The sequence below is a fragment of the Armatimonadota bacterium genome (assembly GCA_016125185.1).
GTDB lineage: Bacteria > Armatimonadota > Fimbriimonadia > Fimbriimonadales > Fimbriimonadaceae > Fimbriimonas.
In genome coordinates, this window is record WGMG01000002.1 from 342,012 (window position 1) to 358,541 (window position 16,530).

The 16,530-nt window shown below is 57.5% G+C and carries 13 protein-coding genes; 8 read left to right on the forward strand and 5 right to left on the reverse strand.

What is annotated here, in order from left to right:
- Window positions 1-272 precede the first annotated feature (272 nt).
- From GC165_04735 to GC165_04765, 7 genes are all read left to right on the forward strand, one after another.
- Window positions 273-1,151 (forward strand): methyltransferase domain-containing protein, encoded by an 879-nt coding sequence (locus tag GC165_04735; GenBank protein MBI1332169.1) that lies wholly within the window; start codon window positions 273-275, stop codon window positions 1,149-1,151.
- On the forward strand, window positions 1,135-1,920 hold the full coding sequence (locus GC165_04740; protein MBI1332170.1) for an ATP-binding cassette domain-containing protein: 786 nt from the start codon (window positions 1,135-1,137) through the stop codon (window positions 1,918-1,920). Before GC165_04735 ends, GC165_04740 begins: the two co-directional genes overlap by 17 nt.
- Complete coding sequence (locus GC165_04745) at window positions 1,917-3,467, forward strand: ABC transporter permease subunit (protein ID MBI1332171.1); 1,551 nt, start codon at window positions 1,917-1,919, stop codon at window positions 3,465-3,467. Before GC165_04740 ends, GC165_04745 begins: the two co-directional genes overlap by 4 nt.
- Window positions 3,464-4,573, forward strand: coding sequence for a mechanosensitive ion channel (locus GC165_04750; protein MBI1332172.1), 1,110 nt, complete (start codon window positions 3,464-3,466; stop codon window positions 4,571-4,573). Before GC165_04745 ends, GC165_04750 begins: the two co-directional genes overlap by 4 nt.
- An 86-nt stretch (window positions 4,574-4,659) precedes the next feature.
- Window positions 4,660-5,199 carry an AMMECR1 domain-containing protein gene (locus tag GC165_04755; GenBank protein ID MBI1332173.1) on the forward strand — a complete coding sequence of 180 codons (540 nt, stop codon included), beginning with the start codon at window positions 4,660-4,662 and terminating at the stop codon, window positions 5,197-5,199.
- Window positions 5,200-5,203: 4 nt separating this feature from the next.
- Window positions 5,204-9,412, forward strand: a complete 4,209-nt coding sequence (locus tag GC165_04760; GenBank protein ID MBI1332174.1) for a hypothetical protein — start codon at window positions 5,204-5,206, stop codon at window positions 9,410-9,412.
- Window positions 9,067-10,398 carry a polysaccharide deacetylase family protein gene (locus GC165_04765; GenBank protein ID MBI1332175.1) on the forward strand — a complete coding sequence of 444 codons (1,332 nt, stop codon included), beginning with the start codon at window positions 9,067-9,069 and terminating at the stop codon, window positions 10,396-10,398. The genes GC165_04760 and GC165_04765 overlap by 346 nt, the downstream gene beginning before the upstream one ends.
- A gap of 26 nt (window positions 10,399-10,424) precedes the next feature.
- Here the strand turns inward: GC165_04765 and GC165_04770 are convergent, their stop codons facing one another.
- From GC165_04770 to GC165_04780, 3 genes are all read right to left on the reverse strand, one after another.
- Entirely contained in the window at window positions 10,425-11,174 is a 750-nt protein-coding gene (locus GC165_04770; protein ID MBI1332176.1) for a hypothetical protein, read from the reverse strand.
- Window positions 11,175-11,213: 39 nt separating this feature from the next.
- Complete coding sequence (locus tag GC165_04775; GenBank protein ID MBI1332177.1) at window positions 11,214-11,585, reverse strand: hypothetical protein; 372 nt, start codon at window positions 11,583-11,585, stop codon at window positions 11,214-11,216.
- Between the two features lie 71 nt (window positions 11,586-11,656).
- Window positions 11,657-13,000 carry a hypothetical protein gene (locus tag GC165_04780; protein ID MBI1332178.1) on the reverse strand — a complete coding sequence of 448 codons (1,344 nt, stop codon included), beginning with the start codon at window positions 12,998-13,000 and terminating at the stop codon, window positions 11,657-11,659.
- Between the two features lie 151 nt (window positions 13,001-13,151).
- Here GC165_04780 and GC165_04785 point away from each other — a divergent pair, with 151 nt between their 5' ends.
- Window positions 13,152-13,514, forward strand: a complete 363-nt coding sequence (locus GC165_04785) for a hypothetical protein (GenBank protein MBI1332179.1) — start codon at window positions 13,152-13,154, stop codon at window positions 13,512-13,514.
- A gap of 85 nt (window positions 13,515-13,599) precedes the next feature.
- Here GC165_04785 and GC165_04790 read toward each other — a convergent pair whose 3' ends face one another.
- Together GC165_04790 and GC165_04795 are read right to left on the reverse strand one after the other, a co-directional pair.
- Window positions 13,600-15,024 (reverse strand): gfo/Idh/MocA family oxidoreductase, encoded by a 1,425-nt coding sequence (locus tag GC165_04790; GenBank protein ID MBI1332180.1) that lies wholly within the window; start codon window positions 15,022-15,024, stop codon window positions 13,600-13,602.
- 9 nt (window positions 15,025-15,033) lie between these two features.
- A complete protein-coding gene (locus GC165_04795) occupies window positions 15,034-16,440 on the reverse strand; it encodes a DUF1080 domain-containing protein (protein ID MBI1332181.1) in 1,407 nt (468 codons plus the stop codon).
- Window positions 16,441-16,530: the final 90 nt, after the last annotated feature.

A 16,530-nucleotide genomic window follows, 5' to 3' on the forward strand; every position in this document is an offset into this window, starting at 1 on the left:
AGATGCGTCTCATTTAGCCCCGTCTTCGGGTCGACAAGGCTATCTACAGGCTCGTTCAGATTCAAAATCTGATATACTGTTCCTCAATGCCGAATCGGTCCCGAAGGGCCGAACGGGGGAACCGAACCGAATTTCTTGGGGTGTATCGCAGTTTGATGCGTAGGACAGCACTCAGTCCAAACCCGACAGCTAACCTCGTAGGCGATCATATAGGTGCAGCTGAGGCGAAATCTCGTCCCTTTGTACCTCACGACTAAAAACCGGGAGGTTAAATGCAAACAAATCAGGACCGATCGATAGGCGGTTCGGTGTTGCCGCATAACAACACCAGTCATAAGCCATTTTCGGGCGAACTTCTGCTCGATGGTCCACTTCCAACCCCAGGTCGGCGACACGCCGTCCAGTTCCCACGAACGGACAATCATCGCCTGGACCAGGACGAGGCGTACTTCTATCTCGTCGAGGATGGCGAACGCAAGCGGATCCGCTTCCACGACTATGGAGAAATTTACCGACGCAAGGGCTTGTACGAACAGCTCTTCTACAGTCGGTTGAAGTGCTCGTCGCCTAAGCGAATGGCGGAATGGCTCTCGAAAGCGTGCATCGAAGCAGGCGAGCCGATGCAGACCATGCGCGTGCTTGACCTCGGAGCAGGCAACGGCATGATGGCCGAAGCGCTGCAGGCTTATGGCGTGGCAAGAATCGTCGGTGTGGACATTCTGCCCGAAGCCAAACTGGCGGCCGATCGCGACCGTGCGGGAGTCTACGACACGTATTACGTTGCCGACCTTACGGCGCCCGGCACCAAACTCCAGTCCGAGTTGGAAGAGTGGGAATTTGACTGCCTGACCACCATCGCCGCCCTTGGCTTTGGCGATATTCCGCCTGCCGCGTTCATCAACTGCTACAACTTGGTGCGCGATGGAGGCTGGGTGTGCTTCAACATCAAGACTTCCTTTATGAGTGAGGCGGACCAAACCGGATTTTCCACGCTCATAAGGCGAATGATGCTGAACGAAGCGATCGAAATCCACCGGATGATTCGCTACCGCCACCGATTCTCCATCGATGGCGAACCGCTGAGCTACTACGGAATCGTGGGCCGCAAGCGAGGGGACATTCCGGAAACGGACTATGTCTCAATTGCCTGATCAGGGCGAACCCGTCGTAAGTCTTCGCAACGTTAGCAAGTCTTACGACGACGGTCAGACCTTTGCGGTGAAGGATGTCAGTTTCGACATCGAACGGGGAGAAGCGCTGGTGCTTCTCGGCTCTTCCGGCAGTGGCAAGAGCACCGTACTAAAGACCATCAACCGTTTGGTCTATCCGACTTCGGGGGAGGTCGTGATCCGTGGTCAGGATACGGCGAATGTCTCCACGGTCGAGCTGCGGCGCTCGATCGGGTACGTCGCCCAAGGCATCGCCCTCTTCCCTTTCCTTCCCGTCTGGGAAAACCTCGGGTTGCCGTTGCGGCTGAAGAATGTGGGCAAAGCCGAACGGCGGTCGCGCGCGATCGAGGCGATGTCCTGGGTGAGTCTCGCTCCCGAACTCGCCGACCGCATGCCTCAACAACTTTCTGGTGGTCAGCAGCAGCGCGTAGGCGTAGCGCGCGCGCTCTTGGCGGGGGCCGATCTTCTGCTGATGGATGAACCCTTCGGTGCTCTCGACGCAGTGACTCGAGAGTCTTTGCAGGAAGAGGTCGTGCGCCTAAAGACGGAGCGAAACGTGACTGTTCTCTTCGTGACCCACGACCTTTTTGAGGCACTCACCATCGCCGATCGAATCGGCGTCATGCACGAAGGCGTGCTAGAGCAGATCGGTCGTCCGGCGGAGATCATGGCGAATCCGGCAACGGACTTTGTCCGCAAGCTATTCGAGAAGCCACTTCAGCAACTTCAGACTCTGGGGAACCGCCAATGAAGCTCTTCGACCTGCTCCACAGCCGAGCCGATGAGCTCAGTCTTCGCCTGGTAGAACATCTCAAACTCGCCTTGACGGCGACAGGGATCGCCGTCGTAGTCGGAGTCTCGCTGGGCTACCTCGCCGTCCGGTCGAAGCATCTGCGCGACACCGTTCTCGGCGTCGCCAGCATCCTGCAGACGATCCCTAGCCTTGCGCTTCTCACCTTTCTGCTTCCCTTTCTGGGCATTGGCACCACGCCAGCCATCGTGGCGCTGACGCTTTACGCCCTCCTGCCCATCGTGCGGAACACCTATGCAGGTCTCAGCCAGGCACCGCCCGCGATGATCGAGATGGCGAACGCGCTCGGCCTTTCGGGAACGCAAAAACTGTTTTGGATCGAGGCCCGCTTTGCCCTGCCGTTCATCATCGCAGGCATTCGCACCGCGGCGGTCGTCAGCGTTGGCATCGCCACCCTTTCGGCCTTTATCGGTGCCGGTGGGCTCGGCGTGTTCATCAACCGTGGACTCGCCATCAACAACACCGATCTCGTACTATTCGGCGCAGTTCCGGCCGGTCTGCTGGCCCTGTATATCGACTTCTGCCTGGCCACCGCCGAGGGCTATCTTAAGCCGCTACCCAAAAAGCTTCCGCTTGGCATCCAGTCCGGTGTGCTCGCTTTTCTCGCTCTGTTCACGGTTGTCGGACTACATTCACTGACCAAGCCCAAACTGGCGGCCATGAACACGGGCGACAAGGTCGTCGTTGGTTCGAAAAACTTCACCGAACAATTGATTCTTGGACACATGATGGCGATTCTGCTGGAAGACAAATCCAACCTGCGTGTTGAACGAAAGCTCAACCTCGCCGGGACGGCAGTTTGCCAGCAGGCTCTGGTCGATGGCGGCATCGACATGTATCCGGAATACACCGGCACCGCGCTCCTGTCGGTCCTTAAAGTCGACGCTCCATCGGACGCCGACGAGGCTTGGAAGGTCGTTCAGGAGGAATACTCGAAGAAGTTCAACCTCGACTGGCTCCCCAAATTGGGTTTTGCTAACACGTATGCGCTGGCCGTACGATCAGAGCAAGCGGAGAAGAACAATTGGGAGACCGTTTCCGATCTTCAGCCCCAGGCAGGCAAACTCAAGGCAGGTTTCACCGCCGAATTCTTGGAGCGTGATGATGGCTATCCGGGCCTCAGCAAGCGGTACGGATTCAAGTTTGGGTCCACCGTCGATGTCGATCCCGGGCTGATGTACGACGCGGTTCACCTCAAGAAGGTGGACATCGTTTCCGCCTTTTCAACCGATGGGCGAATCGCCGCCTACAATCTGAAACTTCTTGAGGACAATCGGCATTTCTTCCCACCTTACGACGCCGCCATCGTGGTTCGGCATGCTCTGCTCGAAAAACACCCCGAGGTTCGGGATATCCTTGAAAAGCTGTCGGGAAAGCTCGATGAGGCCACGATGCAGAAGCTAAACCTGGCCGTGGACCGAGATAAGCGCCAGCCCCGGGACGTCGCTCGCGAGTTCCTGGTCAAACAAGGCTTAATCGACAAATGATACCGACGTTCACCGTGGCAACCCTCGTTGTAAAGCAGGAATGGCTCCGCGCCGGAGGCATCATGCTCGCGTTCCTCCTCGGGTGGCTGATCATCGCCGTCATCGGCAAGAAGATCTTCAAGAAACTGGTCGCCAAGACTAATTCCCAACTGGACGACATCATCCTTTCGGCCCTTCATGGGCTTGCCCAGTGGGCGGTCATCATCGCGGGCGCGTTCTTCGCCTTCCGCGAAGTCTCGGCCGCCGAACCGGAGACGACGATTTGGACGATGATCGGACGGGGTTTCACGATCGCCTGGATCATCCTGGCCATCGCCTCCGCGATCCGAATTTTCAATGCTTACTCGCAATGGAAGATCGAGCAGACGCTGGAGGTCCATGCCGACTCGCTTCGCGACGTAGCCACCCGAGTCCACTTCTTCCGCAAACTGCTTATTGCGGTCGTTGGCATCATCGGCGGACTCTACATTTTGTCGGTAGCCGGGGTCGATACGAGTCCGATCGTGGCGGGCGGCGCGGTTGGCGGTATCGTCATCGGTATTGCCCTACAGGACACGCTTTCGAACGTGTTCGCCGGGTTCTTCCTCAACATCGACCGCCCGGTCAAGATCGGCGACTTTATTCGCCTCGAAAGCGGGCAAGAGGGGTTCGTCGAGGAAGTCGGCTGGCGCTACACCAAGGTTCGGCTTTATGCCAACAACCTCGTCATCGTCCCCAACCATAAGCTGAGCCAGAGTACGATCACCAATTTCAACCTACCCAGCGGGCCGCTGTCGGTGTACATGACCTGCGGCGTTTCGTACGATAGTGACCTGGAATATGTCGAAGAAGTGGCGATCCGGGTCGCGCGGAACGTGCTTGAGACGGAGCCCGGCGGCGACACCGAGTGGGACCCGGTCGTGCGGTTCAAGGAGTTTGGCGATTCCTCGATCAACTTCACAACCGTGCTTCGTGCGCTAGATGTGGACTCGCAGTACCGAATCCAACACCAGTTTGTGAAACAGCTTCATCGAGCGTTCAACGAGGAAGGCATCGAAATTCCGTTCCCAATTCGGACCGTGATCATGAAGAACGATGGTCCGAAGAAGGAAGGGCCCTCACAGTAGGGCGGGAACTAAAAATTTCCTGACCTTGTCTGCATTGGTTAACGAGGCCCGCAATTGTGCGGGCGGAGTTGGGAAGGAGTGGTCATATGTTGCTTGCCGCCGTCGCAGTCGGATTCATGCTCGTATCTGAGCCGAACTCGCAGGCCGTGTTTGCCTACGACGCCGTCAAAGCTATCCTCAGCGGCGAATCGCCCCAGCTCCCCACCACCAAGACCGCCAGCCACGGTGTATTCATTACCATCGAATCCCAAGGCAAGATTCTCGCTTGCCGAGGTGCACTCGAAGCCACCGAGCCAACCCTCGAACAAGAAATCCTCTCGACCACACGCTCGGCTTGCCAATTCGACCCTCGCTACCATCAGGTTCGAATCGACCCCGGCAAGCCATTCAATGTCACCATCACCATCGTCCGACGCCAAGAAGCGATCGACTCAGTCCGAACTCTTCAGCCGAAGGACGGGCTCGTGCTGCGCTCATCGTCGGGAGTCGGAGTCGTCCTCCCGTGGGAAGGTCGCAACCCCGACACCCGCCTGTCCTGGGCGTACCGGAAGGCTAAAACGCCCGAAGGAACCTCCGTCAGCCTCAAACGCCTGATCGCCGACCGTTATCGCTACCCGGAACCCTAAAACCATGCTTGCCGCCATTACGCTTGCCGCTATCCTTGCTTCGCAGACACCCCAGGCCAAAGCCGCCAAAGCCGCCAAAGTCGCGAAGCCAGTCTCAACCGAGGTCAACCTCTTCATCGCTGGCAACGTGGCTCCATCAGCCAAGATTCACCTCTTCGTGAACTCGAAGAACGTACGCCAGGTTCCCATTCGCATCTACAAACTACCGCTCGAAGATCTGCGACACCAGTACGACCCCCGGCGGACCAAACCAACACCTGGTGGCCGCCCCGTTCGAAGTTTCAGTCTGGATGTCGCGGGCAAAAAGAAGACCCTGCCCGCTCCGCAGGACACATACTATCAGCGGCAATCCAATATCCTGAACTTGCCACCCGGCTACTATCTGATTGAAGCGCCCGGCTACAAAGGCCAAGCGTGGGCGACGATGAACGTGACTAACCTGTCGATCATCGTGAAGCGCGGCGAGAAGCACGCCCTCACCTGGGTGACCGACTATAAGTCGGGCCGAGCGGTCTCCGGTGCGACGATCATCACATACCGCGATGGAAAACAGTCAAAGACCGGACAAACCGATCGCGAAGGCATTTCGACTCTCGACATTCCGCCTGGGCAGGACGTTGTGGTCGTGAAGACGGGCCGCGACGCGGCGGCGGTCAGTGTGGTCGGCACGACCCGCGAGGGGCAAGTGGTCAGCCATATGCAGTTCGACCGGCCAGTCTACCGACCCGGCCAAACCGGCATGTTCAAGGCGATTCTGCGCCGCATCCACGGCCTTGGCTACTCGCCCATCGCGAACGATTCAGTCACGATGGAGCTGTTCGATTCGCAATCGACCTTGCTGGACCGCCAAGAACTCAAAACGACAGCGATGGGCACGGTCGCCGGTAGCTTCAAGCTCCCCAAAGAAGGCGGCCTCGGCTACTACTCGGTCCATCTTCGTAAAGGCGACGAAAGTCTTGCCTACGAAGACTTCCAGGTCTCCGAATACCGCAAGCCTGAATTCAAAGCGACGTCCGAGTTCTCGCAAAAGCGATACCTGTCCGGTGAGCCGATCAAGCTGAAACTGTCAACCGAATACTACTTCGGGGCTAAGGTGCCCAACGCCCGCGTGCAAGTGATGGTTCGCCGCTCGCCGATGTCGTGGGGCGGAGGTGGATTCGAGTATTCGGATGGCAACCTCTATGCGGGCGACACCTACGCGGCCAACCAGGTCGTTCTGAACGACTTTCGGACCACGGCGGCGGACGGTACGCTCCAGATCGAGATTCCAACGACCAGCGAAGCGACCGATTTTCAATACTCGTTCGACTTCACGATCACTGACGGCGCAAATCGGCAGATCAAGAATGCGGCCTCGATTCCGGTCTACGCTGCCTCAATCCGCACCTCGGCCGAGCCGACGGTCGGCTATGTGCCGCTTGGCCGCCTGCTCCCGCTCGAAGTCCGGCTCGCCGACCTCGATGGCAGACCAGTTAGCGGACAAGTGACCGTCGAGCTTCGCCACAGTGTGTGGGACGAAAAGCAGAAGCGCAACATCGAGCAGACGCTGGAAAGTACGACGGTGCAGGTTCCCGTGAGCGGAAAGGTGAAGGCATCCATCCCCGCCAAGGAGCGCGGCTACCTCTCGATCGTCGCAACGGCCAAAGACTCCGGCGGTCGTGTAACCCGATCCCGAAGCGGAATCTATGTCGCCGATCCGTTCTCCGAGCCCGACGAGCAGAAGAAGCCGCCGAACGTCAATGTCCGATTGGAAAAGAAGGACTACGTGTTGGGCGATACGGCTCAGGGGTTTGTCGAATCGAACCGTCCCGGCCATCCGATCCTGCTCACGATGGAGAGTTCGGACCTGATCTCGTACAAGATATTGAGCAAGCCGGGCCCGTTTTCCTTCAAGCTGGACGCCCCTTCCAGCCCGAATATGACCTTCGCCGTCAGCCAATGGGTTGAGGGCGGGCACTACTCGGGTGGAACCATGGTTCGCGTGGTTGACCCGGCCCGACGCCTTCAGGTCTCGGTAAAGCCGGACAAGACCGAAGTCGCCCCAGGCGACCACACCAAGTACACCGTCGAGACCCGCGACTCCAACGGCAGACCGATCAGCGCCGAGGTTGGACTTCAGGTCATCGACGAAGCGATCTATGCCGTGCAACCCGACCAAACCGCTAACCTGATCGATACATTCTGGGGCTACCGCGAACCGGGCGTGCAGACCGTCGATTCGGCCCCGCAGGAAATGTCAGGCGGCGCGTACCAGATGCAGAAAAATGCGAACAAGGACGCTCCGATGCGAACTCAGTTCGTAGACACCGCCTATTGGAACCCGTTCGTCCAAACCGGTTCCGACGGCGAAGCGACGGTTGAATTCGATATGCCGGGCAATCTGACGGCTTGGCACACGACCGCCCGAGCGGTCACCGAGAGCACACAAGTCGGTCAAGCCGAAGCGATGACGCGCTCAAGCCGACCGATTACCTTGCGCCTCGCCACTCCTCGCCAGATGGTGGTCGGCGACAAGCTCGACCTGATCGGCACCGTCACCAACCGAACGACCAATCCGCAAAGCGTTCGGGTGCAGGTCAAAGTTGGCGACGAGACGCAGAACTACCAGGTCTCGGCTCCGGCCACCGGCGACGCAAAGGTTCATATCCCGCTCGATGCCAAGGCGTTGGGCAACCTACCCGTACGCGGCGAAGTGTTCGACGCTAGCGGAACCCGGTTGGATGGGCTCGAAGTCGGCGTGCCGGTCAACCCGAACGGCGTTCCCTTCCGCGAGGTCACCGCAGGACGAACCAAGGGCGGAAAGATTCCCTATACCGTGCCTGCCGACGGCATCTTCGGGTCCCAAAGCGCCAAGGTGCGCTTCTATCCAGGGGCGAAAGCCATGCTTCCCGTCATCGAGCGAAACCTTCTCGATTCGTCGCGGTACACGCCAATCGTCGCGGCCGAACAGGTCGAAGTCGCGGCGGGCCAGAACATTCCCTGGATGGATGACCGAATCCGCGAGCCGATCGCGATGCTGGGTCGCACTCACCAGTCGACCGGCTGGGGATGGTGGGACGAAGGTTCGCCCGATCCGGTGATCACCGCCCGCGTCCTGCGCGGACTGGCAGCGACAAAGAACTATCCCGAATGGGAGGCTCTGCGCGGCAGTGCCCGCTCGGCGGCTGAGTACCAGTACGGTCACGTGCAGTTTGCCGAATACCGGGCGCTCCTGGTCGAAGCCCTCGCCTTGGACGGTTCGGATAAGGCCAAGCCATGGACGGCCGAGGTGGACGAATCCAAGACGCCGATTTCGCCGACGGCCCAGCTTGCCCTTGCCAATGCGCTCGCGCTCACCGGCAATACGGCCCGGGCCAAAGAGAGGGTGACCGCCCTCACGGCACTCGTGTCGCGAGGTACGACCAGCTTCCTGCCCGTTGGCAACGGCGTGGGATGGACCGGAAGCGAGTTGGAAGCCAACGCTCGCTTGCTCGACCTTCTGCTCCGCCTTGATTCTGACAACCCGATCATTGACGGGCTCGCCGATTGGGTCATCGCTCACGCCTCCTCGTACATGGGTCCCGGCGACTCCATCGCCGTCCTTCGGGCGATCCACCGGTATTCGGACGCTCGACCGTCCGCCGACCGCGTCGGAACCCTGCACGTCAAGGCCAACGGCGTCGAGGTTCCGGTAACCCGACAGCCCGACGGAGAGTGGGCCGAAGCCGACATTCCTGCCGACGCGGTCGGAAAAGCAATCGAAGTCGATGGCGTCGATCAGCCTCTACGCTACGTGCTGGAAGCAAAGGCCTACCACAAGGCCGAGAACGAGGTCAGTAACGGCATCCGAACGATGATCCGCTGGGAGGTCATGAACCAGGCGGGATCATGGGAAGAGCTGAACCGCGCGATCAAACCGAACGAACCCATTCGGGTTTCGGCGATCGCCTGGGGCGACTCGGTGACCGACGCCGTTCGCGTCGTGATTCCGATTCCCGCTGGGTTCGAATACGTCGATCAGGATCGACTGACCTACGCTCGCCAAGAGGTTCGCGATGGAGCCGTGATCTACTACACCGTGCTGGCCAACAGCTTGCCCGCCACCTTCCGCTTCTACCTCCGCGCCGAATCGGACGGAACAATATCCGTTCCCGCCGCCATGGTCGAGGCGATTCGCCGAGCCGAGGTACACGGCAACAGCAACGCCCTCAGCGTAACCGTCAAGGGAGAGTAATGATCTCGGTCGTCCTAGCGCTGGCTTTGGCAGGTGGTCCCTCGGGAGGGCCGCCGCTGAAAGGCGACTCAGTGTCGCCCTTCGAGATGGTTCGGCCCGAGGGCGGCATCTACGAATGGAAGCCTGGGCGGGTCACGGTTCTGTGTGCCTTTGCCTACTGGTGCGACACCTGGAAGACCCAGCGAGTGCGACTCATCCAGTCCCGAAACAAGCTGTCGGGATTGCCGGTCGATTACCTGGGAATCAGCGTGGATGGGCACTGGCTGGACGTCGATAAGAAAGCGGATTGGTCTCAGCGTCTGATCGACTCGGGAAGCCGTTGGAGCCAGAAGCATGGCATTGACCGCGTTCCCTATACGCTCGTGATCGACCCGAGCGGTACGGTTACGTGGGCTGGTTACGGCATCTCGCGAAGCGAGGACATCGTGCGCGAGGTTCGCAACGCCATGGCCGAACCTGAGCCGACAAGCGGCGCCGTATATCTCACGTTCGACGACTTCCCTGCCAAAGCCAACAATGCGGAATTGCTCGATACGCTTCGGAGGCTCGACGTTCACGCGAATTTCTTCGTCATCGGTGAAAATGCGTCGGCTGACCCCAAATGGGTCGATCGCGCGGTGGCCGATGGCCACCAGATGGACGTACACGCATGGCATCACGACGCCAAGAACGACGACCCCGCCCGGTGTCGAACCTGGCTGGCCAAGCGGACCGGCATTAACCCGACCTGGGTGCGCGGTCCGGGGTCAAGCGTGATCCAAGACTTTTCGGGCTCGACGTTCTCCGCAACCGAAGTCGATCCGTACGACTTCCTCCGACCTGGAGTAGGTGAGCTCGAGCGGCGAATCTTTGGTCGCCTGAAGCCGAATTCGGTATTGCACCTCCACGCTGGAGTGGTGGATACGATTCAGGCCCTACCGGACATCGTCGAGCGGGCACAGAAGTTGGGACTACATTTTGAGCTATTGCCGCAGGCAACTAACTGAATGGATTTCGTCCTCCACTTCGTAGCTTAATATTCGGAACAGCTAAACCCAAGCCCTTGAAGATCACGCCGAAGAGCCAGGGCCTGAGTGCCCAGTAATTCGTCCCCCATGTTGCGAAACATCATTGCTGCAAATTCGTTTGCTATCGTTGATCGAGGCGAGCGAAGCATGAGGCCGCAAGCTTCCTCAAACAGGTCGGGAGCAACTCGGGCTTTATGCTGGGTGGCTCGAAACAAGGCGTAGACAAACTGCTCGTCGGGTCCATTCAGACTCTGCGCGAAGCTCGCGAGGAACGACTTCGGATTGGAGAGGGAAATCCCAACGATTAGCAGTGGGTAGTAAAACTGCCCAGCGTCATTGAACCAACAACGGGCAATCATATCGCCATGCTCTTCCTCTTCCAGAACATCGATTAGCGTTGTAATCGCTCGGTCATCTCCTTGGAGGATTCCTTCCTTGAACCTTTCGAGCTCTGCGAATAACACTTCGCGGCGGAGTTCAGACATGGCCGGAAACGGAATTGGAGTTGAAGGTCCCGTCGGCTTCCGAGGCTGATAGAACTCACCTGGATGACGGACTCGAACCGCCTCTTCGGCATCCGCCTTCCTTTTCCGCCGTTCAGACAGCCAGACGCCAAAACCGGCCGAGATTACTAACAAAACGTACATCCAGACTTCCGAACTGGAATCGCTCCTTTCAGACCCACAGCCGACGACGAAACCTACCACAGGCAAGATCGCCACGATTCGCAAAGGGAAGCTCATTCGTGGCGACATGGCTAGTTCCATTTTGTCACTAACCTCTGGCACCACAACCTAGAAATCGAAATACAGATGTCGATGGCTTCGGCAACCCGGATTGAACCCTTGCCCGCAGTTCGGACATTGGCTCTCGCCCTCCAAGTACTCGCGGATCGTCAGCCGATGTCCGCACGCTCCGCAGAGAATCACCTCTTCATCCTGGTCGCTCTCGCTCCACCGCAGAGCCGGATGTCCGGCCAAAGCCTCGTGGCAGTCCCAACAGCACCAAAAGGTTCCACAACACGGAAATTTCAGGGCGACGACATCGGTCGGACCATGCCAATGGGCGCACTCAGACCGGGGTCCAACTTCGACCCCGAAGACCTCGGTTCCGAATAGTTTGATCACAAGAGTAATTGATCCATAGATTTTGGGACGTAGTGCCATCAACGTGACTTGCCCCGGACTTCAAGTCAGAGATACCTCGACACATATACCGATTACTTGGCATGCCACCTCTAATCTTGGGCTTCCAACCGCCGCTTTATGATTTTGTCATATGCTCCAACGCCTTCACTTCTGACTAACCTACCATCTGCAGCGTTCTCTCTTTCACCGCAAAGCTGAGCCACGATTTCGTGAAAGTTTCTCAAGGATTTTGCTTGTGAGAGCGCGGTCTCGAAAACGGACTGCCTTAAGTTGGCACCAAATGCAGGAATAAAGTTTGCGTAAACGCTAAAGGCGTCCAATCGCTGGTCGATCGGCAATTGAAATACTACGACGAAGGCCACAGTCCCTTTCACGTGTATAGGAACGTAGACCTGAAAGCAACCTTGGTCAAGGCCCAACATCTTTCGAAGGCACTCGATTCCTTGCTGGCGGTCCAGATTCATCTTGCCGCAAATTCGCGGACCAATTTCGGAGGGTCGCCGATTGTGAGTTGTCAAGCTACCGCTCTCAAATGTAGTGTCCAATCGGCATTTGTACGGTTCGCGAAGTGGAGATTCTAGGGCAACCCGGGAAACTTCGTCCAACGCCTTCCACTGTTGAGGGGCAAGTATATATCTGTAACTGTAGGCATAATCCCCAATTCCATGAACGCTTCTTTGAACTGGTGTCCTCTGAGCAAGAAGAATAAGCGGCATCGCTTGATGGCCAATACGCTTATCGCTAAGACGCACATGCTCGCCCTGCGATTCAATAACGTAACGAACTCTCAACGTCAACTCTCGATAGAGATCATCATTGGGAAGTGTTTCCAAGGGCTTTGGCTTGCGACCAGCCACGCCACCCGAAAGAAAACGAATTGCTTCAAACGTAATCTCCGCAACCTTCCTCCGTCCGAATAGCATCGAAATGATGTTTGGGTAATCGTCAAAAGTTTTCTCAACTTCACGATCTAGAGGGAAAACGCGTATTCGGAATGCAAGCTTAGAGTCATCAAAGGAATGGCCCGAGAGGATGAACTCATGAAAGGGCCGCTTCGACCAATTTTTGACTTGTTCAATTTCCCTTTTTCCTATTGACCTCCAGGTCGGGTCCTTCCCCACATTATTTGCGCTTGACTTGGTTCCTCCATAAACTTCGATGTATGCTGCCCCGACCGTCATGCCGTAAAGCAGGAGAATGGTGTCCATGACAGCATAGAATGCAATGCCTTTAGCTCCGTAGGTCATCGGAAGGCATCTAATCGAGTCTGCGGCCTCATTAGCAGCAAGAGATAAATAGTTGTAGTCTAACTCCCCAATTTCTGGAAAACAATGCACGTTCACAGTTCCAAATTTACCCCTTTCAATGGGGTTAATTTGCCATATATTGAACTCGAACGGGAGCGCTTGGTTCACTATTTGCCCGGCCATCATCGGCAATTTCTCGGAATACGTTACATGAGGAATTGCACTTATTGACTCCTCATGCCGGTGTAAATACCGGGCCGATCGGAAGAGGGACGAAATTTGGTGTAAAAAATAGGTAGGTTCCTCCAAGAAAGGAACCTAGGATAGGAATCAAGAAATGAACAAGTTCTTCATCAAAGCTTGGGGCTTTGCCGGCGAAACCCCAACGTCGTTACTGCCGGATAATTCCACGAGCCTCGTGGCAATTGGACGTGAAAGCAATGAAATCAAGGTAAAACTTGAGCAAATTCGCGAGCAACAGGGCCTCGAGCCAGTCGTGGTTTGGAAATATACGGGGTACGTCGGAGACATAGGAATGATCCCGATTTACGTCGTTGCAACCGGCCACTTCAAATCTCTAACTATCAATGAAATCTTCGTCCTTGACGAGGCCGGGCCGCACCAGGCTCGTCAGGAAGCCTATCGCCAAATGCATCATTATGTAACCGGCGTACTGGGCTACCGAGTCATCCTAAAGTAGAATAATCGGAGCCACGAAACCAACTCCTTCCTCAAGCGCTTTGACTCACGTGCGTAGCGTTTGAGGGAGCGTTTCGTTTCTTTGCCTAGAGCTTGTAGTACTGCTCCCAATCTTTGCGGGGCACGGCTCCGTTCAGCAGTTCGTCGGCCACCTTGTTGTTTGTGATGCGCTTGGTGGCACGGTCGAACTCCAGCTTTGTGTTCATGCGCTGAGCGAGGACGCCCAGAACCAGGACCTGCGACAACGGACCGGCGACGGCAAAATTGGACCGGCACTTTTCCTCGCCCTTACAGGCGCGGATGAAGTTGAGATAGTGGTTCGACGGCGACTTTGGAACCTCGGGAAGCTTAAGGTCCTTGTCCGCGCCCTTGGGAATGATTTCTAATGTCGAGCCGTGGGTGCCGCCCTTGAAGGTCAGCCCCTCGCCGTAGATCACCTTGCCCGGAGCAAGGGTCTTGGTCGCCAACGTGCCCGACGTAGGAGGCGGAATGTTGGGATCGACCGGACTGCCATCGAAGCCAGGGGGAAGCGGCGGGAGATTCTTCTGCCCGTCGTACCAAGTGATGTCCACCGGCGGCATCGATCCACGCTTCGGGAAGCGGAACAGCAGGGTCGAGGCTTGCGGGAAGATGACCGGGCTGTAGCCGTCCAAAGTCGGAGCGATCTCGTATGGCAGGCCAAGGTCGAGGAATTCATGCGCGGTATCGATGATATGCGCGCCCCAGTCGCCGAGGGCACCGTTGCCAAAGTCGTACCACGACCGCCAGTCGCCGTTGATGTACTTCCGGCTGTACGGGTGCTCGTGGGCGGTGGCGATCCACACGTCCCAGTCCATCGATTCCGGTTTGAATTCAGCGGGCATGTACTCGGTGTAAGTCATCCCATGCCAGCGCCGCCAGGCGTTCATGAACGCGGTGATCCGCGTCACGTTCTTGATGATTCCGGCTTCTTTCCAAGCCTTGAATTGGAAGTAGTTCGCCTCGCTGTGGCCTTGGTTGCCCATCTGGCATGCGACCTTGTACTTCTTCTCACCCGCGATCATGAGTTCGATCTGGCGGAAGCTGTGGCCCATCGGCTTTTCGACGTAGACGTGTTTGCCTTCGGACATCGCGAGCATCGTCGCGGGGAAATGCGCGTGGTCGGGAATGGCGATGGAGACCGCGTCGAACTGGTGCCCAATCTCGTCGAACATCTTGCGGAAATCCTGATACGTCTTGGCATCCGGGAACTTGCCGAGGGCGTCCAGCGTGTGCTTCTCACCCAGTTGGGTGTCGCACAGCGCCACGATGTTGACCAGCCCGGTGGCGGCCAAACCGCGAATGTCATCCCAACCTCGATTGCCGATTCCAATGCAGGCGATGTTGACCTTTTCATTCGGCGAAATCGGCCGAATGCTCGATGCCGCACCGAAGACGCCAGTCTTAGGCAGGGCCGCATAGCCGCCCGCCGCGAGCAGACCGGTCAGGAAGGATCGCCGATTGATTTCTGGGGTGGATTTCTTGTCGTTCATAGCTCTCGTTTAGTGGATGACTCGGATTTTGACGTTCTTGAAGGAGACCTGATTGCCGTGGTCCTGAAGAAGGATATGCCCGTCGGACCACTCGCCGAAACCGGGAATGTTCTTGTACTTGCTCTCGGCGACCAAGGCTCGAAAATCGGCCGATCCGCGCTCATATTCGAGGACCTTTTTGCCGTTCAGCCAATGTTCGACGTGACTTCCCTGGACGAGGATTCGCGCCGTATTCCAGGAGCCGACCGGGTTGGTCAGCTTCGATTTATCCGCCGAGATCAGGTCGTACAGCGACCCAACCGTGCGGTCTCCGTCGCGCCCCAGTTTGGCGTCGGGATGATGCTCGTCGTCGAGGATTTGGAACTCCAAACCGATCGCTGAGCCGGTCGCCGCCTTGGCCCCCGTGCCCGTAATCGGGTCGAGATTGGGTTGGCAGAAGTATTTGACGCCGCTGTTGGCCCCTTCCGTGATCTTGAAATCGACCGTTAGCTCGAATTGACTGTAGCGTTGGGTCGTGACGATATCGCCGCCCGCACCACCCTCCGCGCCGCCAGATGCCAGAACCGTCAGCACGCCGTCCTTGATCACCCAACCCTTGGCGGGAAAAGTGTCGAGCTTGGCCCCACGCCAACCCTTTGTAGTCTTGCCGTCCCACAACAGTTGCCAGCCCGCCGACTTTTCTTCCTTCGTGATCGTGTTGTCCTTGGGCGAAAGGTCGGTGATTTTCAGATTTCGCCAGCGAACCTCGGCCCCCTCTTTCGACTTATCGTTACCGATGGTGTGGACCTGTAGGGCAATAAGGCCGCGAAGCGTCATCGAATCTTTGATGGCGGCGCAGGGCTTACCGTTGAACCATGTCTTGATGGAATCGCCGATAGCTTCCACCTTTACATGGTTCCAGTCGCCCTGCTTGAACATTTTGCGACCAGTGTCGGTGAAGACTTTTGGGTCGCCGCCGAGTTGGCCGGGATAGAGCCAGTCGCGCCGGGCTTCGTCGTAGATTCCACCCGACCACCAGCGGTCGCGAGTTGGATCCGGGTCGATCTCGATTTGGTACCCATGAACTCGTTTGGCGGGAACATTGATCGTCTTCCCTTTCCACTCCACCTGCGACTTTTGGTCGAAGCATTCGCTTCGAATCTGCACACCCGAGTTCAATCGCGGATCAACCTTGAAGTCGTATTCGAGGATGAAGTCGCCGTAGGTCCGCTCCGTGCAGAGGAATGAGTTCTGCGTGTTGAGCACGCACGATCCCACGATTTCGTTGCCTTCAATCCAATACTTTGCGTTTCCGCCTCGCTGAACCCAGCCGGTCAGGTCCTTGCCGATCAGGCTCACTGGCTTCTGGGCCAGGGCAGCCGTGGGGAGGAATATTGCGACGCCGAGAGCGCCCAGGAGAAATCGCCATTGCCTCATAAGTGACCATCCGAGGGTCGCCCTTGACCCACACGAATGCCCCCAGTATACAGTTCGTTTTCGCGAGAATGGGGTTTGGCGGCTTGGAAC